21 protein-coding genes and 3 pseudogenes are annotated in these 21,589 nt (G+C 52.1%); 8 read left to right on the forward strand and 16 right to left on the reverse strand.

All coding sequences use genetic code 11. The annotated features are described in order from the left end of the window. Positions 1-10 precede the first annotated feature (10 nt). The 6 genes from ispH to murJ form a co-directional block, all read right to left on the reverse strand. A complete protein-coding gene (gene ispH, locus L972_RS07730; RefSeq protein WP_047437237.1) occupies positions 11-946 on the reverse strand; it encodes a 4-hydroxy-3-methylbut-2-enyl diphosphate reductase in 936 nt (311 codons plus the stop codon). After that, the gene (gene fkpB, locus L972_RS07735; protein WP_047437240.1) at positions 946-1,398 is read right to left on the reverse strand and encodes an FKBP-type peptidyl-prolyl cis-trans isomerase; all 453 of its coding nucleotides are present in this window, start codon (positions 1,396-1,398) and stop codon (positions 946-948) included. The genes ispH and fkpB overlap by 1 nt, the downstream gene beginning before the upstream one ends. After that, positions 1,395-1,892 (reverse strand): signal peptidase II, encoded by a 498-nt coding sequence (gene lspA, locus L972_RS07740; RefSeq protein ID WP_005340447.1) that lies wholly within the window; start codon positions 1,890-1,892, stop codon positions 1,395-1,397. Before lspA ends, fkpB begins: the two co-directional genes overlap by 4 nt. Then, on the reverse strand, positions 1,892-4,753 hold the full coding sequence (gene ileS, locus L972_RS07745; RefSeq protein ID WP_047437242.1) for an isoleucine--tRNA ligase: 2,862 nt from the start codon (positions 4,751-4,753) through the stop codon (positions 1,892-1,894). Before ileS ends, lspA begins: the two co-directional genes overlap by 1 nt. Beyond that, positions 4,753-5,727, reverse strand: coding sequence for a bifunctional riboflavin kinase/FAD synthetase (ribF, locus tag L972_RS07750; RefSeq protein WP_019445579.1), 975 nt, complete (start codon positions 5,725-5,727; stop codon positions 4,753-4,755). Before ribF ends, ileS begins: the two co-directional genes overlap by 1 nt. Before the next feature lie 154 nt (positions 5,728-5,881). After that, entirely contained in the window at positions 5,882-7,444 is a 1,563-nt protein-coding gene (gene murJ / locus L972_RS07755) for a murein biosynthesis integral membrane protein MurJ (RefSeq protein ID WP_047437247.1), read from the reverse strand. Between the two features lie 191 nt (positions 7,445-7,635). Between murJ and rpsT the strand changes: the two genes are divergently transcribed. Further along, positions 7,636-7,899, forward strand: a complete 264-nt coding sequence (gene rpsT, locus L972_RS07760; RefSeq protein ID WP_005308808.1) for a 30S ribosomal protein S20 — start codon at positions 7,636-7,638, stop codon at positions 7,897-7,899. Between the two features lie 49 nt (positions 7,900-7,948). On the opposite strand, the gene L972_RS07765 is transcribed toward rpsT, so the two are convergent. The 5 genes and pseudogenes from L972_RS07765 to thyA all read right to left on the reverse strand — a co-directional run. Then, the gene (locus L972_RS07765; RefSeq protein WP_013724128.1) at positions 7,949-8,251 is read right to left on the reverse strand and encodes an ArsR/SmtB family transcription factor; all 303 of its coding nucleotides are present in this window, start codon (positions 8,249-8,251) and stop codon (positions 7,949-7,951) included. Positions 8,252-8,299: 48 nt separating this feature from the next. Next, positions 8,300-9,232 carry a transcriptional activator NhaR gene (nhaR, locus tag L972_RS07770; RefSeq protein ID WP_005340434.1) on the reverse strand — a complete coding sequence of 311 codons (933 nt, stop codon included), beginning with the start codon at positions 9,230-9,232 and terminating at the stop codon, positions 8,300-8,302. Beyond that, entirely contained in the window at positions 9,219-9,626 is a 408-nt protein-coding gene (locus L972_RS07775; RefSeq protein WP_047437252.1) for a hypothetical protein, read from the reverse strand. Before L972_RS07775 ends, nhaR begins: the two co-directional genes overlap by 14 nt. Beyond that, on the reverse strand, positions 9,623-10,813 hold the full coding sequence (gene nhaA / locus L972_RS07780) for a Na+/H+ antiporter NhaA (RefSeq protein ID WP_005358003.1): 1,191 nt from the start codon (positions 10,811-10,813) through the stop codon (positions 9,623-9,625). The genes L972_RS07775 and nhaA overlap by 4 nt, the downstream gene beginning before the upstream one ends. A 223-nt stretch (positions 10,814-11,036) precedes the next feature. Beyond that, positions 11,037-11,330, reverse strand: a pseudogene (gene thyA, locus L972_RS07785) (thymidylate synthase); the annotation flags it as partial. A 698-nt stretch (positions 11,331-12,028) separates the two neighbouring features. Between thyA and L972_RS22225 the strand changes: the two are divergent. Continuing rightward, positions 12,029-12,181 (forward strand): annotated as a pseudogene (locus tag L972_RS22225) (IS66 family transposase); the annotation flags it as partial. A 15-nt stretch (positions 12,182-12,196) separates the two neighbouring features. Here L972_RS22225 and L972_RS07795 read toward each other — a convergent pair. After that, on the reverse strand, positions 12,197-12,769 hold the full coding sequence (locus L972_RS07795) for a hypothetical protein (protein ID WP_005895555.1): 573 nt from the start codon (positions 12,767-12,769) through the stop codon (positions 12,197-12,199). A gap of 118 nt (positions 12,770-12,887) precedes the next feature. On the opposite strand from L972_RS07795, the gene L972_RS20690 reads away from it, so the two are divergent. From L972_RS20690 to L972_RS07805, 3 genes and pseudogenes are all read left to right on the forward strand, one after another. Next, positions 12,888-13,094: a helix-turn-helix domain-containing protein gene (locus L972_RS20690; RefSeq protein ID WP_005895552.1), complete on the forward strand. Its 207-nt coding sequence runs from the start codon at positions 12,888-12,890 to the stop codon at positions 13,092-13,094. A 419-nt stretch (positions 13,095-13,513) separates the two neighbouring features. Continuing rightward, positions 13,514-13,747 (forward strand): annotated as a pseudogene (locus tag L972_RS21800) (DUF4172 domain-containing protein); the annotation flags it as partial. Between the two features lie 66 nt (positions 13,748-13,813). Continuing rightward, positions 13,814-14,641, forward strand: a complete 828-nt coding sequence (locus L972_RS07805) for a Fic family protein (RefSeq protein WP_231560909.1) — start codon at positions 13,814-13,816, stop codon at positions 14,639-14,641. A 75-nt stretch (positions 14,642-14,716) separates the two neighbouring features. Here the strand turns inward: L972_RS07805 and L972_RS07810 are convergent, their stop codons facing one another. From L972_RS07810 to L972_RS20695, 3 genes are all read right to left on the reverse strand, one after another. Continuing rightward, positions 14,717-14,977 (reverse strand): hypothetical protein, encoded by a 261-nt coding sequence (locus L972_RS07810; RefSeq protein ID WP_047437258.1) that lies wholly within the window; start codon positions 14,975-14,977, stop codon positions 14,717-14,719. A 60-nt stretch (positions 14,978-15,037) separates the two neighbouring features. Next, positions 15,038-15,445, reverse strand: a complete 408-nt coding sequence (locus L972_RS07815) for an H-NS family histone-like protein (RefSeq protein ID WP_042024860.1) — start codon at positions 15,443-15,445, stop codon at positions 15,038-15,040. A 595-nt stretch (positions 15,446-16,040) separates the two neighbouring features. Continuing rightward, complete coding sequence (locus tag L972_RS20695) at positions 16,041-16,232, reverse strand: hypothetical protein (RefSeq protein ID WP_042083548.1); 192 nt, start codon at positions 16,230-16,232, stop codon at positions 16,041-16,043. A 111-nt stretch (positions 16,233-16,343) separates the two neighbouring features. Here L972_RS20695 and L972_RS20700 point away from each other — a divergent pair, with 111 nt between their 5' ends. After that, a complete protein-coding gene (locus L972_RS20700) occupies positions 16,344-16,796 on the forward strand; it encodes an antitoxin Xre/MbcA/ParS toxin-binding domain-containing protein (RefSeq protein ID WP_081990706.1) in 453 nt (150 codons plus the stop codon). Between the two features lie 372 nt (positions 16,797-17,168). On the opposite strand, the gene L972_RS07820 is transcribed toward L972_RS20700, so the two are convergent. Continuing rightward, on the reverse strand, positions 17,169-18,734 hold the full coding sequence (locus L972_RS07820; protein ID WP_047437265.1) for a sensor domain-containing diguanylate cyclase: 1,566 nt from the start codon (positions 18,732-18,734) through the stop codon (positions 17,169-17,171). An 837-nt stretch (positions 18,735-19,571) separates the two neighbouring features. Here L972_RS07820 and L972_RS07830 point away from each other — a divergent pair. Next, positions 19,572-20,531, forward strand: a complete 960-nt coding sequence (locus tag L972_RS07830; protein ID WP_047437270.1) for a GGDEF domain-containing protein — start codon at positions 19,572-19,574, stop codon at positions 20,529-20,531. 282 nt (positions 20,532-20,813) lie between these two features. Continuing rightward, on the forward strand, positions 20,814-21,473 hold the full coding sequence (locus L972_RS07835; protein ID WP_139714635.1) for a transporter substrate-binding domain-containing protein: 660 nt from the start codon (positions 20,814-20,816) through the stop codon (positions 21,471-21,473). Positions 21,474-21,589 lie beyond the last annotated feature (116 nt).

Genomic DNA, 21,589 nt, shown 5'->3' on the forward strand with positions numbered 1-21,589 from the left:
CTGGCTGCACTCAAATTATTCTAAGTTCGGGAGGAACCTCAAAGACTACGTTCTCTTCACGGCCAGGATGCTCGGCGACCACCTTGCCACCCAGCTCCCGCAGACGGGCAATCACGTTTTGCACCAGCACCTCGGGGGCGGATGCACCTGCAGTGACGCCGATCGCCTTCACCCCTTCCAGCCAGCTCGCCTCGATCATCGACGCATCGTCGATAAGATAGGCTCTGGCACCCACCTTCTCGGCCAGCTCGCGCAGACGGTTGGAATTGGAGGAGTTGCGAGATCCCACCACCAGCATGGCGTCCACCAGCCCCGCCATCTCCCGCACCGCATCCTGACGGTTCTGGGTGGCGTAGCAGATATCGTCCTTGCGCGGCCCCTGGATCTTGGGGAAGTGCTTGCGCAGCGCATCGATGACGTCAGAGGTTTCATCCACACTCAGAGTGGTCTGGGTGACAAAACAGAGATCATCCGGATTCTTCACCTGGAGCTTGGCCACATCTTCCGGCGTCTCCACCAGATACATGCCGCCTTCGCGATTCTCGTACTGCCCCATGGTCCCGATCACCTCGGGGTGACCGGCGTGGCCGATGAGCACAGCTTCGGAGCCCTTGCGGCTGGCTCGATGCACCTCCATATGAACCTTGGTCACCAGCGGACAGGTGGCATCGAATACCTTGAGGGCGCGGGACTTGGCCATCTCGCGCACTGTTTTGGCCACGCCGTGAGCAGAAAAGATGACGATGCTGTCGTCCGGCACTTCGTCCAGCTCCTCGACGAAGACTGCGCCCGCCTCTTTCAACTTGTTCACCACATACCGGTTATGCACCACTTCGTGACGGACATAGATGGGGGCACCGAACTTCTCCAGCGCGCTCTCGACAATACTGATGGCGCGATCGACACCGGCGCAAAAACCACGAGGGTTAGCGAGCAGAATATCCATTAATGCACCTTCTCCTCATCATCAACGCCCAGGATCTCCACCTCGAAGGTGACGGTATGACCGGCCAGCGGGTGGTTGAAATCGACCGTGACCGACATCCCGGCTACCGCCCGGATGATGCCCGGCAGCTCGCTGCCATTGGGCTGATCGAACAGGATGATGGAGCCGACTTTTGGCTCCACATCGGCGCCAAATTTGGCACGGTCGAGATGGTAGATGTTGTCGGGGTTGGAGAGACCAAAGGCCTCTTCCGGCGCCAGAGTAAAACTCTTGCTCTCCCCTTCGCACAGGCCCAGCAGACACTGCTCGAAGGTGGGGGTCAGGCTGCCATCGCCCATCCGCAGGCGGGCAGGTTTGCCGTGCAGCGCCGTGCTGTCGGCAACCGAGCCATCTTCCAGCTTGATGGAGAAGTGGAACAGCACGCTGCTGTTAGCGGTGATCTGCTGGCTCATGCCTGCTCCTTTTTCTCACCACGGAAACCGTCCAGCACAATCATGGCGGCCCCGATAAAGATAAAGCTGTCGGCCAGATTGAATGCCGGCCAGTGCGCACGCTGCCAGTAGAAGTCGAGGAAATCGACCACATGGCCCAACACCAGTCGATCAAAGACGTTGCCAAGGGCGCCGCCGATGATGAGTGAATAGGCGATACCGCTCCAACGCTGGGTCACCGACTGCTTGCGCAGCCAGTGGATCAGCAATCCACAGATGGCAAAAGCCAGCACCGCGAAGAACCAGCGCTGCCAGCCCCCCTGATCAGCCAGAAAGCTGAATGCGGCGCCCTTGTTGTAGACGTGAACCAGATTGAAGAAGGGGGTGATCTCCACCCCCGGGTAACCAAATGGCAGCAACTTGACCACGGCGAGCTTGCTCGCCTGGTCCAGTACAAAGGCCAGCACTGCCAGCCACAGCCAACGCAGGCCGCTTTTATGTTGAGTCATGTTCATCAGGCAAATTGACGAGTTTCGCCGTCACCCTCAACGTTGGTCACACAGCGACCACAGATCTCTTCGTGACCCGCGATGGTGCCCACATCTTCTACATGGTGCCAGCAGCGGTCGCACTTGGCGGCAGCAGACTGGGCCACGCTCAGCCACAGGTCATCACGCTCGGTCGCCACAGAGCCTTCCGGCGCAGTGTCAGCCTCAACAACCTTGGCTTTGGAGGTGAGCAGCACGAAGCGCAGCTCATCGGCCAGGGCATTCAGGCGTGCAGCCAGCTCCGGCTTGGCGAACAGGGTCAGTTCGGCCTGCAGGGAACCGCCGATACGCTTCTCGCCACGGGCCACTTCCAGCGCCTTGTTCACTTCACCACGCACGGTGAGGATCTCGGCCCAGAAATCGTCGTTGAGGGATTCACCCGCTTCCAGACCGAACAGGCCGTCGTACCACTCTTCGGTGAACACGAACTCGCCGCGCTCACCCGGCAGCAGTGCCCAGATTTCATCAGCGGTGAAGCTCATGATCGGCGCCATCCAGCGCACCATGGCCTCGGCGATGTGATAGAGGGCGGTCTGGCAGGAGCGACGGGCCAGGCTGTCAGCCTTGGCGGTGTACTGGCGATCCTTGATGACATCCAGATAGAAGGAGCCCATCTCGATGGAGCAGAACTGCATCAGCTTCTGGGTCACGCCGTGGAAGTTGTACTCGTCAAATGCTGCCATGATCTCGGCCTGTACCGCCTTGGCACGACCGACAGCCCAACGATCCACCACTACCATGTCGGCAGGCGCCACCATGTCGGTCGCCGGATTGAAGCCGTTCAGGTTGGCCAGCAGGAAGCGGGCAGTATTGCGAATACGACGATAAGCATCGGCAGAGCGCTTGAGGATCTCGTCAGAGACAGTCATCTCGCCGGTGTAGTCAGTGCTCGCTACCCACAGACGCAGGATGTCTGCACCCAGCTTGTTCATCACGTCCTGCGGGCTCACCACGTTGCCGATGGACTTGGACATCTTGCGACCCTGACCATCCACGGTGAAGCCGTGAGTCAGCACCTGGTTGTAGGGAGCCTTGTCTTTCATGGCCACACCGATCATCAGGGAGGACATAAACCAGCCACGGTGCTGGTCAGAACCTTCCAGATACATGTCGGCTGGCTTGCCGTTGAACTCGGGACGGGCATCAACCACGGAGGCGTGGGTAGAACCGGAGTCAAACCAGACGTCCAGAGTGTCAGGCACCTTGTCGTACATGTCGGCGTCGCTACCCAGCAGCTCGGCCTTGTCCAGATCCCACCATGCCTGAATGCCGGACTGCTCGACACGCTTGGCTACTTCGTGCATCAGGCGCACGGATTCCGGGTGCAGTTCCTGGGTCTCTTTATGGACGAACAGGGAGATGGGCACACCCCAGGTGCGCTGACGGGAGATACACCAGTCAGGACGGTTCTCGACCATCGCCTGAATGCGGTTTTTACCCCAGGCCGGTACCCAGCCGCTCTGGCCTTGCTGGGCAATGCCGTCCTTCTCGATGCGCTCGATCTCTTCCAGCGCGCGCTTGCGCAGCCCCTTCTGCTCCATGCTGATGAACCACTGCGGGGTGGCACGGAAGATGATCGGGGTCTTGTGACGCCAGCAGTGTGGATAGGAGTGGTTGAACACCTTGTGGTGCAGCAGGGCGCCGCGCTCGGTCAGCACTTCGATCACGGAGGCATTGGCCTTGAACACATGCTGACCGGCAAACAGTTCGGTATCCGGCAGGTAAACACCGTTGCTGCCAACCGGGTTGGCCACTTCCAGACCGTACTTCTGACCGACCACGAAGTCTTCCTGACCGTGGCCAGGTGCGGTGTGAACGGCACCGGTACCTGCATCCAGGGTAACGTGATCACCCAGTACCACAGGCACATCGAAGCTGTAGAAGGGATGGTTGAAGCGCAGCAGCTCGAGCGCGGCACCCTTGGCATAGCCCAGATTGTGGAACTTCTCGATACCGGCGCGATCCATGACGTCCTTGACCAGCTCTGCGGCCAGGATCAGACGCTCGGGGTTCTCCCCTTCAACTTGCACCAGCGCATAGTCGAGGTCGGCGTGCATGGCGATGGCGCGGTTGGCTGGCAGGGTCCACGGAGTGGTGGTCCAGATCACCGCAGAGATCGGGCCCTTGCCAGTGTGGCCTTCGGCGCAGTCAAACTTGGCGGCAACGGTCGCCTCATCAACAGCCTTGAAGCGCACATCGATGGAGGGGGAGTTCTTGTCGTAGTACTCAACCTCTGCTTCAGCCAGCGCGGAGCCGCAATCGGTACACCAGTGCACCGGCTTGGAGCCTTTGTGCAAGTGGCCGTTTTCAACGATCTTGGCCATGGAGCGGATGATGTTGGCTTCGGTGCCAAAATCCATGGTCAGGTAGGGGTGTTCCCAGTCGCCCAGCACACCCAGACGGATGAAGTCGGTCTTCTGCGCTTCGATCTGGGTCTTGGCGTATTTGCGGCACTCGGCGCGGAATTCGGCAGCGGAAACCTTCTCGCCCGGCTTGCCGACCATGCCTTCCACTTTCAGTTCGATAGGCAGACCGTGGCAATCCCAACCCGGCACATAGGGGGAATCGAAACCGGAGAGGCCCTTGGACTTGATGATGATGTCTTTGAGGATCTTGTTGACCGAGTGACCGATGTGGATGTTGCCGTTCGCATAGGGGGGGCCATCATGCAGAATGAAAGAAGGCTTGCCCGCTTTGGCGCGGCGAATAGCGCCGTAGAGATCCTGATCGTACCAACGTTTCAGCATGTTGGGTTCGCGTTTGGCCAGATCGCCACGCATCGGAAACTCGGTTTCCGGAAGATTCAGGGTGTGTTTATAGTCGCTCATCAGTCCTGGGTTCCCTTCTTTTCTAAAAGAGTGCTGGGTAAATTGAATTGTGGCAGCCCGAACCAGGCTCGGGCCGCCAGGGCATCTCGTTCGATCTGCTCTTTCAAGGCAGTGAAAGAGGCAAACTTCTGCTCTTCGCGCAGCTTGTGGCGAAGCAGCACCTTGACCTGCTGACCATATAGATCACCAGAAAAATCAAATAGATGTACTTCCAATCTGGCTTGTGTGCCGCTCAAGGTCGGCCGTACACCCACATTGGCGACACCGGGGAAGGTCTTGCCGGAACATATCACTTCCACCGCAAACACGCCACCGACCGGGATCACCTGACGCTTGAGGGCCAGATTGGCGGTAGGAAAACCTATGGTGCGCCCCAACTTGTCGCCGTGGGCCACCCGGCCGCTGATGGTATAGGGACGGCCAAGCATCAGCTCCACCTCCGCCATCCGGCCCGCCTTGAGTGCTTCACGCACCAGGGTGCTGCTGACCCGCTGCCGTTCGAGCTGGAAGCTCTGGGTACTGATCACCTCGAAGCCGAAGCGATGGCCCGCCTCCTCCAGCAGGTGAAAGTCACCTTCCCGCCCCTTGCCGAAGCGAAAATCGTCGCCGACCACCAGGTAGCGCACCCCGAGCTTTTCCACCAGCAACTGCTCGATGAAGGTCGAGGCTGCCTGCTCGGCAAAGCGGTGGCTAAAGCGCACGCAGAGCATGCGATCGATATGCAGCCCCTGCAGTGCTTCGTACTTTTCCCGCAACCGGCTCAGCCGGGCGGGCGCTGCCGTGCCGGCAAACAGCTCCAGCGGCTGCGGTTCGAACAGCATGACGCAGGCGGGCAATCCCAGCTGGGCCGCTTTCTCCTTGAGACGTGCCAATACCGCATGGTGACCCTGATGAACCCCATCAAAGTTGCCAATGGTTAATACACATCCCCGGTGACGGGGCTTGAGATTGTGAATGCCGCGAATAAGCTCCATCAGTGCCTTGTGCGTTGCTGCCATGGAAATCGGCGGATTATATATCAGGCAGCAGGCAGGGTCAGCCCTCATAGCCTGATTTCAACTATCCGGGCCCAATCACGCCCCCTGCGGCGCCATGAGGCACTATCCCCATGGCGCCGCAGGATCACGGCTACTGCTGCCCCGATTTAAGGTGACGCGGCCGAATGCCCAGCAGCAGCAACACCACGGCATAGACCGCAGCCCCCAGCGACAGCAGCATGGTCAGCTGCAAACTGGCCTTACCCATGCTCCATGCGCCCCACTGGGCCAAGTCTGGCGACAGATAGGCGAGCACGCCCCCCATCAGCACGCTGGCGACCAGCAACTTGAGGCAGAACACGCCGGTATGGCGGGAGGGACGATAGACGCTCTGCTGGTACAACCCCTTGAACAGCAAGGCCGCATTCAGAGTGCCCGAGCAGGCGGTCGAGAGCGCCAGACCCACGTAACCGAGCGGGTAGATGAAGATGAGGTTGCAAAGCATGTTGGCAATCATCGACATCACCCCGATCCGCACCGGCGTCTTGGTGTCCTGACGGGCGTAGTAACCGGGTGCCAGCACCTTGATCAGCATCAGGGAGAGCAGACCGGTAGTGGAGGCCAGCAGGCTGGCGCTCGACATGCTCACTTCATGCAGGCCGAACTCGCCGCGCATGAACAGTACTCGCAAAATGGGCTCGCGCATCACCGCAATGCCTATCATGGCGGGCAGGCCGAGCAGCATCACCATCCGCACCCCCCAATCCATGGTGCGGGAGAAGTCCGCCGGATCGGCATCCACATGCTTCTTGGCCAACGCAGGCAGGATCACGGTACTGATGGCTACCGCAAACAGCCCGAGGGGGAACTCCAGCAGGCGATCAGAGTAGTAGAGGTAACTGATGGCACCGGTCGCCAGGAAAGAAGCCAGCATGGTGTTGACCAGCAGGTTGATCTGGCTGACCGAGACCCCGAACAGGGCCGGGATCATCAGGGTGCGGATCTTCACCACCCCAGGGTGATTCCATCCCCATTTGGGCCATACCAGCATGTTGATTTGGCGCAAAAAGGGGTACTGGAACAAAAACTGCACCAAACCGCCCAAAAAGACACCAATCGCCAGCGAGATCTCCGGTTTGTCCATCAGTGGCGCAATCCACCAGGCCGCCGCAATCATGGTGATGTTGAGAAACACCGGCGTAAACGACGAGACCGCAAAGCGGCCGAAGGTGTTGAGGATAGCCCCCGCCATGGCGGTAAAAGTGATAAACCAGAGGTAAGGGAAGGTGATTTTGAGCATCAGACTGGCGAGCTCGAACTTCTCGGCCGCAGGGCCGCCATGCAGCCAGTCCCAGAACCAGCCCCAGCCAAACAGCGCGGTCAGCACACCCGAACCGAGCACACCAAGCAGGGTGACCACAGTCACTATCCCCCCCAACGTGCCCGCCACCGCCGCCAGCAATTCACGCACCTCCCCCTCGTCGCCATTTTTCTTGTACTCCGTCATCACGGGAACAAAGGCCTGGTTGAAGGCACCTTCGGCGAACAGACGACGCAGAAAGTTGGGAATGCGATTGGCAAAAAAGAAGACGTCGGCGGCCACCCCGGCACCGAGCAGATTTGCGATGACCACATCGCGAACCAAGCCCATTACGCGGGATGCCAGCGTCATTCCGGACACTATCATGCCGGATTTGATCAATTTCTTACTCAAGACGAGGCCTCTGGAACTGTCAGAATGAAAAGAATGCTGCTAGAATCGGCCGACAGTTTAACCGTCTCCCTACTGACACACCACCGGGAGGCGGTGTTTATTTGCACAAATCATTTGACAATATGTGGTTGGAAGGGCATATTTCCGGGCCTTTTCAATACACTCGCTAAGACAGTTTTAGGAGTTTTACCTTGGCTAACATCAAATCTGCTAAGAAGCGCGCTCTTCAGTCAGAAAAACGCCGTCAGCACAACGCCAGCCGTCGTTCCATGACCCGTACCTACCTGAAGAAAGTCATTGCTGCTATCGCCTCTGGCGACAAAGCTGCTGCGACTGCCGCTTTCGCTGTTGCTCAGCCGATCATGGATCGTATGGCGACCAAAGGCCTGATCCACAAGAACAAAGCTGCTCGTCACAAGAGCCGCCTGTCTGCCCAGATCAAAGCTATGGCTTAATCAGCGTCTGCTGATCAAAGCTGAAAAAACCGGCCTTAGTGCCGGTTTTTTATTTATCTGCGCTGCAATAAAGTCGATGCAGCAAACTGATCATTTCACGCACCTCATGGCTGCGCAGCGAATAGTAGACCGTTTGGGCCTCTTTACGCGTCGTCACCAGCTCATCCCGCCGCAGCAGCGCAAGATGCTGTGACAAGGCCGACTGACTCAATCCCAATCGCTCGTTGAGCTCCCCCACCGACAGTTCACGCTCCAGCAACTGGCACAGAATAAACAGCCGCCGTTCGTTGGCCAGCGCCTTGAGCAAGGCCACCGCTTTACTCGCATTGGCTTCCATCTCTTCAAGTTGCATCACATCTCTCCTCTACCACTCGCCGATGATACGTGGTGACGGGCCGTTTTAAAACGACAGGGTGGCCGGCTGGATGGCGGAGAAGTTCTCCTGGCCGGAAAAGAGAAAGGTAAAATCGCTCTCGCAGACCCGCTTCACCGCCGGATGCTGGATCATTCGCTCGGCGAAGATGACGTAATACTCCTCCATCAGATCCTGAGTTTCCCCGATCAGCATCACCCCCTCCCCCTCGAGGATCTCCTCCCGATAGATAGTCGGGGCCATGAAGATGCCCTGATTGAAGAAGCCAAACGCCTTCATCAAGGCGGCATCATCAAACTCGCCAAGAATGCTGGGAGAAACCCCCTGCTGCTCGAACCACTGGGTCAGCTGACGCCCCATGGCAGTACGGCGACCGGGGATCAGCAGCTTGCGCTCTTCCAGACAGGCGGGAAAGGGCTTTTCGGGCAATGGCGCCTTGCAGAAGAAGCTGACGCCACAGCCGCCCAACCGCTTGGAGAGCAGCCCCGCATGCTGGCTGGAGTCCACCGGACAGTCGGAGAGGATCATATCGAGCTTGTGTTCGCTCAGCTGCTCCAGCAGCAGTTCGTGGGTCGATTCGAAACAGCGCAGATGGATGGAACCATCATTGGGGATGACAGAGAGCAGCACGCGGCTGGCAAGGCGCTTGGAGAGGGCATCGGCGATGCCGACGTCGAACAGGATCTGGCTCTCCTTGCGGTAGTTGACGATATCGAGCATCTCGTAGGAGAGGCTGAACATCTTGTCGGCATAGCGAAACACCAGCTGGCCCAGCTCGGTCGCTTCAAGAGAGCGCCCCTTGCGTTTGAGCAGCTTGCCCCCGAGGCGCTGCTCCAGCAGCTTGATCTGACCGGTGACGGTTTGCGGGGTCAAAAAAAGGGCTTCCGCTGCCTGGGTAACGGAGCCCTTCTTCTGAGTCATCCAGAAATAGTAGAGATGGTTGTAGTTAAGGTGTGACATCCGATGGGGTTCCCGCTTGACGCGGACTCCGGTAGCAGCTGAGTTCAACCGCCAGAATGTCATACATGTCGCTAACCGAGTCAACCTTGTTCGCGCCAAACTGCTCCATCAGACTGGCCTTGAGGCGTGCCTTGTCCGGCATCCGGTCAGCGCAATAACGCTTGTTGGAGCGCTTGACCATCTCGCCAGCCCGACTGCTCAGCGCCCGCTCGGAGAAGGTTTCGCCAAAGCGCGCCTTGGCCTGCTTGTCCCCCAGCAGCAGGGCGCTGTCTACCACCCCGTTCAGATAGGCAGAGCAGTTCGCCGAAGTGGCGTCCTGCTTGCAATCCTCCAGCCCGTCGGCCCATGCCGCGGGGCTCAACAACAGCATCAACAACCCTGTATGCAGCTTCATAGTCCCTCCGTACTCTGTTCCCCTTCACCCTTGGGAAGGGCCATGCGCAAGGCCAGATAGCCGACTACCGCCGCCATGGTGGAGCCCACCAGGATCCCGAGGCGAGAGTAGCTGCCGTAATCCAGCCCACCGTGCTCGAAGGCGAGCGACGCGATAAACATCGACATGGTGAACCCGATGCCACAGAGGATGCTGACCGCAAAGATCTGCTTGAAGTTGACCCCGGGCGGCAACTGGGCGATGCCCAGCTTGACCGACAGCCAGCTGATGGTGAACACCCCTAGCGGCTTACCGATAAACAGCCCCAGCATGATCCCCATCGGCACCGGACTCAGCAGGGAGGAGAGGCCAATCCCCTCCAGCGATACCCCGGCGTTGGCAAACGCAAACAGCGGCAGGATCAGATAGGCACTCCAGGGGTGCAACTTGTGCTCCAGATACTTGAGCGGTGAGGCGTAACGCTTGCCGTTAAGCGGAACCATAAAACCGACTACCACGCCTGCCAGGGTCGCATGGACGCCAGACTTCAGCACCGCAACCCAGAGCACCAGACCAACCAGCATGTAGAGGCTGATCCTGTCCTCACCACGGCGATTCATCCAAAGCAGGGTGAGGGTTGCCAGAATACCGATGGCCAGCGCCTCCAGCGACAACTGCTGGGTATAGAAAAGCGCGATGATGATGATGACGCCCAGGTCATCCATGATGGCCAGCGCCAACAGGAATACCTTGAGGCTCACCGGCACCCGCTTGCCAAGCAGCGCCATCACCCCGAGGGCAAAGGCGATATCGGTCGCAGCCGGAATTGCCCAGCCAGCGCGTGCCACTTCATCCGAATAGTTGAAAAAGGCATAGATCAATGCCGGAGCCAGCATGCCGCCCACCGCCGCAATAGCCGGAAAAGTCGCTTGCACCCGAGAGGAGAGCGCCCCCTCCAGCATTTCACGCTTCACTTCCAGACCAACCAGCAGGAAGAAGATCGCCATAAAGCCATCGTTGATCCAGAGCAGCAGTGGCTTGTTGATGTCGAGAGCCGCGATGCGCACCTGCACCGGCGTGTCGAGAAACGCCTGATACCCGCCAGCCAGCGCGGTATTGGCTAAAATCATTGCCAGCATGGCAGCCATGATCAGAATAATTCCGGAGGCGGCCTCCAGCTTCAGGAACTTTTTGATTACGTCACTCATGGTTAAATTTTCCACTGTATTGCTTTGGTTTGAGTCTATCCCTTGCAACAACCAATGGAAAATCGTTTCTTGCTGCTCAATACAACGAAAAAACCGAAAGCAAAATAGAACATACCTGCTATAAGCAGGTTTTTCCTCGTCTCTGGCCACCATCTTATTAATCAATAAAATGAATTTTCAATTATTTAACTGCATAAAAAAGGCGCCCTGAGGCGCCTTGCTATCAGATGGCGACGGGCGCCTTGATGCCGGGATGGGGGTCATAACCCTCGATCTCGAAATCCTCGAACTTGTAATCGAAGATGGAGTCAGGTTTGCGCTTGATCACCAGGGTCGGCAGCGGGCGCGGCTCGCGGGAGAGCTGCAGCGCAGTCTGCTCCATGTGGTTGGAGTAAAGATGCACATCACCGCCAGTCCAGACGAAGTCACCCACTTCCAGATTGCACTGCTGGGCCATCATATGGGTCAGCAGGGCGTAGCTGGCGATGTTGAACGGCAGGCCGAAAAAATTTATGCAACACAAAAACTGCACAAAACACCACTAACACTGAACCTAGCACCAAAAAACCTCTTGTGCAAAACAAAAACTGCACACTTCGGGGGCTATGATCCCCTTTTAAGAGGGGGTCATTGTGCAAAATCAGCTGGCACAGCTCCCAAGAGAAGGAAGGATAGAAGTCACGCACCTATACTGCGCGACCTGGAAACTATATGACCTGCAAATGCTGGACATCTGGGGTCATGTTGTTGAAATCGACTTATATAGAAGGGATGACATTAGCGGACTGACGCGGAACTCCCCAACGCCCTCATTACCTCCTCTACGGCTGCCAACCGTCCTCGTAAACTCCGAAACTCCTTACAGGTGTGCCTAAGCACATTATCAATGGTCGCCTCTAACGCGGGGAAATCTGTTCGTAGCTCACAATATTCGGCGAACGTAGCCTGGTATCCCTGGAGCTCAAACCGATAAGAGCGTGCTCTAGCCTCTAGCACCTTGCTCCCTTCATTCCTGACTTCCACGACAGGCTTTTGCTCGACCTGAGTCACTGGAACCTGCGGGCCAAGTAGATCCTCCCGAACGCCTGCTGGAGTAGGAGTTGGTTGGCGTATTGGTGGCGGGCCTGTATGCTGGCTACCGGTTTGTCTGCACGAGTCTGCGCCTGCTCTGCTGGGCACATGTACTGCGCAACGTGGCTGTTATCGCCCAGAGTGGGGGATCTGTTTCGTCAACGCTTACTTTCGTTGGTTGAGACGACCAAACGCTTGGGACGTTGCCCCCAAGAGTGACTGCATACCATTGTCCGAGCCCGCATCGAGAAAACGGATTACCCCATTCCCTCCGAACTGTGTGCATCAAGCCCCTGACGCTGAACGGTTACATCAAGAGGCGCTTCTGAACGCAATCAACCCCCTCAAAAGCCTCTCCACGGCCTCCAGCCTGCCCCGCAAATCGCGTTTCTCTGCAACGGTATTGCTGATGGCACTTTCAATCGCTGGATCCAATATGGAGAAGTCCACTCTTAATTGCTGGTACTCAGCGAGCATTGAATCACATTCCTGCAACCCCTTACGGTAGTGCTGTGCTCTCGCGATCAGTCCTTCCAGGACGGATTCATACGTTTCCGACTTACGCTCCTTACCCGATTCCGTTACAAGCGCACAAGGCCCAATAAATTCCTCTTTGAAATGCACTTCATCGAACTTGGGAGTCCTGATGAAATGAGAACAGCGCTTCCCATCATCAACATGCTTCCTTTTTAGAAGTCCCTTATTTACGAGCTTGATCAGATGCCGATAAATGAAGGTATAACGATAACGCCGCTGACGTATCTGCGATTCTGCTTTGTCACCAAAAATGGCATTTACAAATCCTATCGCAGTGAAGTCATCCATCTGCCATCGAATGAGTGCGGTGTAGAGCGCGGTTGGTAACCACACGGTCTGGGAGCTCATAAGTAATCCTGGGCCTCGAACGAAAACACTTAGTGGAAATCTAAACTCGTTTGCGGATTATAATCCGTGGTCGTTAGCCAGACAACCAGAGATAGTGCTCGCCAGCGAGAGGCGAGACATGCAAGAGCTAGCAAAAAAATTTGGTGATGCTGTACGTGATAGACGGCTTCAATTGGGCGTATCGCAAGATGCACTCGCATATGCGGCCGAAATTGATAGAAGCTACGTAGGACGAATTGAGCGTGGTGAGGTCAATGTCACCCTGGAAAAGGCTTATCGTCTTGCCAGGGTTATGGGGTGTGACATTCGCGATCTGCTGCCATAGATATATTTGCCAAATAATTATCTCTTCACCCAGATAAAACTAAATTTCCCTATAATTATTCACAGTGATGGCATAGCGAGTACCATCAGGCATATGAGTGAGCAGACCTAAGGGCATCTGCGTGTGCGTGGCTTCATGCAGCGCAAGCTGCAAGCTCCCAAAAAGCATTCGAAACGAAAACGAGCTCCCGCCTTGTCTATCTACTGGTTGCTGTAGCGCCACACAGCAGCAATAAATCCAGTTTTTCATTAGCTCCGGTCTGAGATTTTCAGCCTGGATCTCCATCCTCATCACCAGCTCTACCAGCTCTACCAGCTCTGCTGTTCTGCTGCATGTGTTATATTCGGCTCAAACATTGAGCCGAATGATGGGCTGGGTCGGCTCATTATTGAGACCCTAGCACGTTGGATGAGGAAATAATGGAACCATTTTGGATTTGGCAACAAGCTGATTGGCCCCATTTTCGTTGGCAGGATAGCGAGATATTGCCCAGATTACGGCATGCTCAACGCAGGCTGGGAATGCTAATAGGTAGTCATTCCAGATTGGGAAACTCCGACCAAACGTTGGATACGTTACTGGCTAACATCATCTCCTCATCCGCTATTGAGGGTGAGCGTCTCAATGCCCAATCCGTGCGTTCCTCCTTGGCTAGGCGGTTAGGGGGATCAGAAACTCCGTCCTATCCCGTGTCAGATCGCTCAGAGGGGCTCGCGGCCATGATGCTGGACGCCATCGACAATCATGGACAGCCATTGACGATTGAGCGGCTTTACCAATGGCATCGTTGGCTGTTCCCCGCCAACGAATGGTCGGTGCAGCCAGTGAACGTAGGGCAGTTGCGAGGAGATGAGCCGATGCAGGTTGTCTCTGGGCGTGTTGATCGCCCCACCGTGCATTTTGAGGCACCGCCCAGAGCAACACTGGACGATCAACTGGCCGAGTTCATCCCCTGGTTTAACCAGACTCGGCATGACCCCACGATGGATCCCCTTCTTCGTGCGGCAATCATCCATTTCTGGTTCGTGACCCTGCATCCCGTTGATGATGGTAATGGGCGGCTCACGCGGGCATTGACCGATCTCGCGCTGTCACAGGCTGACAGCCAAAGCATCCGGCTGTATGCCATGTCAGTTGCGATTCTAGAGCTGCGGGGTGACTACTATCGAGCGCTTGAGTCAGCGCAGAGGGGCTCGCTAGATATTACCTCCTGGATCTGTTGGTTCCTCGACACACTGGATTACGCCATAGAGCTGGCGTTACAGGTTATTGACCGTTCTCTTGCCAAAAAACATTTCTGGTTGCAGCACTGTCATGATGGTCTGAGTCCAGAGCAAACCAAGGTTATTAACCGTTTATTGGATGGCGGCCAACAAGGTTTTGAAAATGGCATCAGTGCCAGTCAATATCAAAAAGTCGCCGGAGTCAGTAAGCCCACGGCCACACGCCATCTGGCTGCATTGGTGAAAAAGGGATGTATTGAGAAATTACCTGGTGGCGGACGCAATACACGCTATCAGATCCGCTTGCACACCGAGGGAGTTTGAAAAAGCATCGCCATGGGGTGTTATTTTTATTTGGTAGATAAAATCTGCGATTAACGTACCGATGACGATCTTTAGTTAAATATTGACACCATGATGAGTGCCGTCAGGCATATGAACAAATAAACTCAACCGACAGTCATGGCTCTCAACTGATTTTTTGAGCGACAACAAACCATCGAGAACATCGGTATCTATCGTAGGAACATCACCCGTCCCGAGATTTGCAAGCAATTTAGTCACACTCAGACGAACCAATTGCTCGTCTGCGATCTCTTGGGCTCTCTGGACAACCTCGGGTGATTCGGATGAGATGATATCCTCTAATGTTCTCCCCATATGGGCTCCTACTAGAAATAGAATTAAAGGCCCACGCCGAGCTGGCATGGGCTCTCAGCACTAGATCAAAAACTCTTCCAATGCACGACCATTAGCCACTGCTTCTGCGATGGTCTTGGGCATGCGACCTTGGCCAGTCCAGGTTTTCTCCTGACCGTCTTCGGTGTATTTGTATTTTGCAGGACGAGGAGCGCGCTTGCTCTTTACTGTACCCTCTGCTTTTGCAGTGGTTGCAGTACCAACAAGCTCACTCGGATCTATGCCCGCTTGTTTCAGCAGCTCGGTAAACTCAGCCAGTTTTTGCAGGCGTTCAGCGGACTCTTCTCTCAATTTGCTCTCTTGCTGCTCACGCTCAGCAAAAATCTCTTCGAATTTTTCTCTGATTTCGACCAGCTGCTCGAAAGAGAGCTCGCGCAATGCAGCTCGCAGACTACGAATATTCATCAGTATTTTCAAAAAATCGTTCATTTTTATCCTCATGTATCACATTTTTATATCAGGAAAATTATCTCTCAATCCCAGCATCAGCTCCACTGTTTTTGGCACCAAGATGATTCGAAAAAGCATCATTTAAAAATCCTGAGCTAAATTGCGTTTGGATCTACTTATTGGCCTAGCTCCAATCTGCTATGAAAATATGTAGCTAAAAATTAAATCCAAGTGGTAGTGAGCGTTGAGACCACCTCACCAGATGAGCCGATGAAGGATCTTGTTCGGCTCACGAAATGAGCCGATAGGACAATATCATTGGCTCACAGAATGAGTCGATGATAAGAAATTTTAGATTTGCCCCTTGAGGATCCAGACACTTCGCCCCTCTTAACTTAAGAGGAAGTCTTGGATGACTAGGCCACTACACATCCATGTCTCCAGAAAGCAAAAAACCCCGCAACGAGGCAGGGTTTCAGCATTTTTTCAACTTCGCACTCAGGGTAACGACTCTCCCTTGTTTCAACTTCGCACTTAGGGTAGCGAATCTCCCTGTGCCTTGATTCTATGAAAGGTGAAGCCGCTAGTCAACATTATTACTGGCATAACCAGCATTGAGCACTTATTTGATATGTTATTTTTGGATGCCTTTGCACTCAAATTTTGGAGGTGTTTTCCAACCTGTAACGCGCCCGCTGCGTTTGTTGACCCTTCGGTATTCATTCCCCAACAGGATTTCCCATTCAGAGCCGTTCTCCGATAGAACCTGAAAAGTAGTCCCCAGCTCAATGCCTAAACCTGGTTCAGTACAGACCAACTCGGTCATCAGCCCTCCTCAATGTAGGGGCATTTGGTTGTTAATTTTCCACTCAAAACGACAGTTTGGGGTAGGATAGCTCATGAGAGGTCGTGTTTGTACAATGAGGAGTGCTACATGATGCCCTATGCAACCTGTCATCCTAGTAGTGACGCAGTTACTCCGAACCGTCTCCTAGAAGGTCTTGGTATTCCTCGTGACCCACTAGGAGCACATCTATGGATCGTGGCTGGCGTAGCTCCTGGCAGCATTCATCGACTGGCTGAATTGATGAGTGCAGACATAGGTTTGATATGCCGCTTAGTAAGCATTAGCCGCCACACTGTTGCTCGCAAGCTGAGGATTGGGGCTCCCCTATCAATCTCTCAGGGTGCCAGGGTATACGGCGTTGTACAGGCACTCGATGCGGCACTATCCCTCAACAAGAACGATACTGCCAAGGCGTTGTCATGGCTAAACAGACCAGCCTGGGGCCTCGGTGGCGTGGCTCCAGCCACATTGCTGAATACACCGATGGGGGTTCAGGCAGTTATCCATTTGGTGGGGCGGATTCAGCATGGGGTGTGCAACTAAATCGAGGGTTCTGATAGGCGAATCCCCACAGAATGCTTCAAAAACAACCAATCTCATCATTTTTTGAAATTTATTTCATTTACCCCACTTGAAAAATTCGGAAAACTGTCCATTTACTAATTATGAGAGCTTCAATTAAATTTAAGCAGCTCACCATTATTCCGCTGCTACGCAGCGAAGATAAACCAGTTTTGTACACCCACGGCTATTATTTCATCAATAAACACTCATAATTGAAGGTCATAACAATCTAATAACGAATTCTATCGAAGGAGATACCCTTACAATAACTGGTTAAATTAGTGCCTAAGGCACTGAATAGTAAAACTTCAATTTATTTCTTGCATATATATCAATCATATGGGATTCACGCTACATGGTGTCATGAACAGTAGTTATTGATATGCACTCGTAAATTCGATTCTTACCATCGCGTTTAGCGTTGTAAACCTGAATGTCAGCTGCATTTATAAGCTCTTTTGCACTAATATCTTTTTTACTAACAGCAACCCCACCACTGAGTGTTACTCGAAGAGCATCTTCACGCCAGTCCAGATGCTCAACACCATGCCTTAATGCCTCCAGTAAAGATATCGCTAAGTTCCCTGAGCCCACTTCAAACAATACAGCTAATTCTTCTCCACCATATCGACAGAACCAGCCATGCTCATAAAAAATTGAATTTCCAAGTTTCGCTACTCTTTTTAATACAGAGTCACCAGTTTGGTGTCCGAACGTATCGTTCACTTTTTTAAAGTCATCTAAATCTAACAGTGCTAAATAAAATGGTTCTTGCTTTTTTAATAGCTGAGATAGCTTTATGTCAAAAAATCTACGGTTGTATAAACCTGTCAGTTGGTCAACATTAGCCTGTAAGCGAGCTTCTGATAATTCATGTGTCGATTTTGCCACTTCGTCATACACATGTGATAACTCAACCATTCTATTCTTAGGTGATTTTAATGAATTGTTACGACTTGACCGAATAACATTTGATAGCTCATTGAGCATTTTTTGAAAATATTTAGACCAAGCCAAAGCTAGCAAGAGATAAAAAATGCAGGTCAGTGCGATGATACCTTGAACATTAAGCGACACACTCTCAATGACACCTTGTAATGTAGATTCTGGAACGACACTAACCAAGATCCAGTCTTGACCATCGACTTTGTTATATGCCACAAACATCTCAGATTCTTTATCATGGAATACGCCTTTTTCTTTTGTGAACTTTGAAAGCCAGGTCATATTTTTCATGGGAGTAAACATTAGCTCTTTATCTGGATGAACTAAAATCTTACCAGCCCCATTCACCAACATCTGATACCCAGCATCTTGCTTATAATTAAGCCACTTTGATATGGGTTGAAGTAATGTATCAATTGAAAAAACACCAACTAACTTCCCTGTCGGATCTTCAATTGTTTTAGCTAATGAGAGGGATAGCGTTCCGTAAATGTAGTCGTAATATGGTTCAGTCCAAACCATCTTGCCTTTATTTTTAACGGCAAGTTGATACCATGGCCTTATGCGTGGGTTAAAATTTGAGTCTGGTTGCCATTCAGGATGAACAAGCAATTGTCGATGCTCTGTGCCAACATAGATGTATTGTAGCCCAGCAGTTTCCTGATAACGCCGCCAGTCCTTTAAGTATTCAGACTGATGTTTGATCTTGTTATCTATAAAGTCTTTATAATCAACATTGCGATAGATAAGCTCAAACTGTGTTGTGAGGGTATCAATATATGGCTTAATCAAAACATTATGAAGTTGATCATTCTTGGATACTAACTGTTGCTGTAAATCACGTTGCAGAGTGACGGTCATATGATAGTAATAAATAGCCCCGAGAATTAATATGGGGACGAAAAGCAGAACTAACCCAAGACGCATGCGGGAAATCAATGACCATGTTTTCCACTGGGTTTTATCACTCATTACACCGACATCCTGTCTGAAAAAATCTGATGGGCTAACCATACCAGAAAGCTTTAAATGAGCCCATCATTGTGATCACCCTCCTCGAACCTGAACGAGCCCCCTCAGGACGACTTGCTCGATAACTACTTACTACCGTTCATACAATCTGAACGTTAAGGTTTGTCTACGATGAAGACGATGGCCTGAGCTTTAAAGTCATAAGTGTCTGAATATATTATATTTTCAATGGTATGTGTCACACTGCATCAAATTTATAGTAACAATAGCCAAAGCCCCGAACACATCTACAGAGACACCTTCAGGCACAGTGTTCAGATCTAATCGCCTGGCCTCCCCAAACAACCTAGTGGTGTGCTGTTCGAGAATCTCATCCAGCTCTAAAGATGAGATGAATCTTCTCCAGCGAGGGTGAGCCTTAAAGTCCTCTATAACGCAGTGTTGCAAGCATAAATGTGGGACTTCGACCCACCCGCCTGAGTCAACGGAGGTATGTACCTTGGCTTGAAAAATGACTCTGACCATCGTGAAACATCCAGATGCAAAAACTGGGAGACTTGATGATATGAGGTTAGTTCATTAATGACAAACAAGTTAACTGCGGAATGGCTTTTTGCTAGGATGGTCGAATAAAACTAGGGGGATTCTAGGCGAGCTCTTGTTTGTCGAGCGAGCGACAACCACGCTACCAAGAGTGCAAACACTGCTCCTGTCATCAAAGATGAGATGGCTCGAAATCATAGGTCTACCTACTGTAATATACTGTCAGTACATCAGATCTACAGATGCACAGTATATGTTGGCAGCGTACAGTGCCCACACAACAAGGAGATGTTGATGCAAAGCCCTGTAGTACCGGATAACGAACCGCTTCGCTTAGACGCATTGCGCCGTTTAGCGATACTTGATAGCCCCGCAGAGGAGCGTTTTGACCGGATTACCAGGATGGCTCGCAACATGTTTGATGTGCCCATCGCATTGGTTTCATTGGTGGATGAAAACAGACAGTGGTTCAAGTCATGTTGTGGGTTGCCGGTATTGGAGACACCGCGAGACATTTCTTTTTGTGGTCATGCAATTCTCGGTGAAGAACTGTTTGTAGTTGAAGACGCGGCCCAAGATCCACGATTTTCTGACAACCCCTTAGTCACGGGGGAACCACACATTCGCTTCTATGCAGGCCATCCACTAGAAGTTGGGAACGGTTTGAAGCTGGGTACATTGTGCATCATAGACTCTAAACCCAGGGGTTTTAGCCCACGAGACCAAGCGCTGTTAGCTGATTTGGCATCCATGGTTGAGAGTGAGTTACAAGCCGTTCAGAGAGCAACCATAGATGAATTGACGGGGATAACTAACCGTAGAGGATTCATGCTGCTCGCCGAAAAAAGTTTGAAATATGCATTTCGTGTAAAACACCCAGCGGCCTTACTTTTTTTAGATCTAAATCACTTCAAACTAATTAACGATAAGTTTGGTCATGACATTGGCGATGACGCGTTGCGACATATGGCCGAGTTGTTATGCCGAGTATTCCGCGATGTTGATATATTCGCTCGCCTTGGTGGGGATGAATTCGTTGTCCTTTTACCTGGCACTGGTAGTGAACATTGTCAGAGAATTAAAGAGCGGCTGAATCATGCAATAGATGACTTCAATAGTCATAGTGGTAAGCCATACCAGTTGTCATGCTCCTTAGGAATTGTTATTTACGATGCTAGTATTCCACCTGATTTAGATCAACTACTCCGGCAAGCAGATGAGGAGATGTATGTATGCAAAGGGCAGCGTTCATAATAGGCATCGATTCATTCTATGTCGTTCGGCGTTGTAACTCTAGATACAGGGCGTGCGAGTAATCTTTAAAGTTAAATATGTAAATATTATAAAGCAATCCAGTAGTCATCATATATTTTTCATTTAAAAATGAAGAAAGTTTAATTTTGAGCTATATTGAGCGTATGATATGTCAATGTGAGATCTATATGTTTTCACAAAACCTTATAAAAAACATATTTTATATTTTTTTTCATTATATTCTCGCTAGGTGTAAGTGCTGTTGAAAACACTATAGTTTTGGTGAGTTCAGATGACACCTTCAAATCAAGGTATGGATGTTGGCTTCATAATATTTACAGCGAGGCATTCTCCAGACTAGGATATAAACTAATTTATCGTGGCGTTCCTGGTGGACGAGCCCCAATTCTGGCTGAGAATGGAAGTGTCGATGGAGAGATACATCGACCATTAGAATATCAGCAACAAACAAAAAATATGATTAGAGTGAACGAGTCACATTTTTATGTGACTATCGAGGCATATGTATATGATAAAAAGTTAGAATTTAATTCTTGGGATGACTTAAACAAAGATGGTTTAAAGATTGAGTTTAGAAGAGGTTCTAAGCGCGCAGGAGAGGTTCTCTCAAAGTTGATTAAAACATCTTTACTTACTGATGTGAATACGACAGAACAGGGATTGAAAAAACTGATAAAAGGGCGTACAGATATATTTATTGAGCAAACCCTTGTATTTGATAAAAACAAAAAAGACCTACTTGAAAGCTCACCAGAATACGAAAAAGTACATTCGGCTGGCGTTGTAGATAAATTAGAAGGCTATGCCTATCTTAATAATAGGCATTTTACGCTAGCACAAAGATTAGCCTCTACGCTAAACATGATGAAAGTGGAAAATAAGATTGAACAGTTGAAAGATAAATATTGCTACCATGATTAACTAGAAATATTTTTTGCCGCGCATTGTAATATCATCCTCCATGGTCTCCCCTTAGCCGCAAGGCTTCCATTGAGGCCGCTCATGATGTGATGCTGGCTTGGTCTCCTGTCGAGTTG

It is taken from the genome of Aeromonas sp. ZOR0001 (assembly GCF_000801015.1).
In the GTDB taxonomy this organism is placed as follows: domain Bacteria; phylum Pseudomonadota; class Gammaproteobacteria; order Enterobacterales; family Aeromonadaceae; genus Aeromonas; species Aeromonas veronii.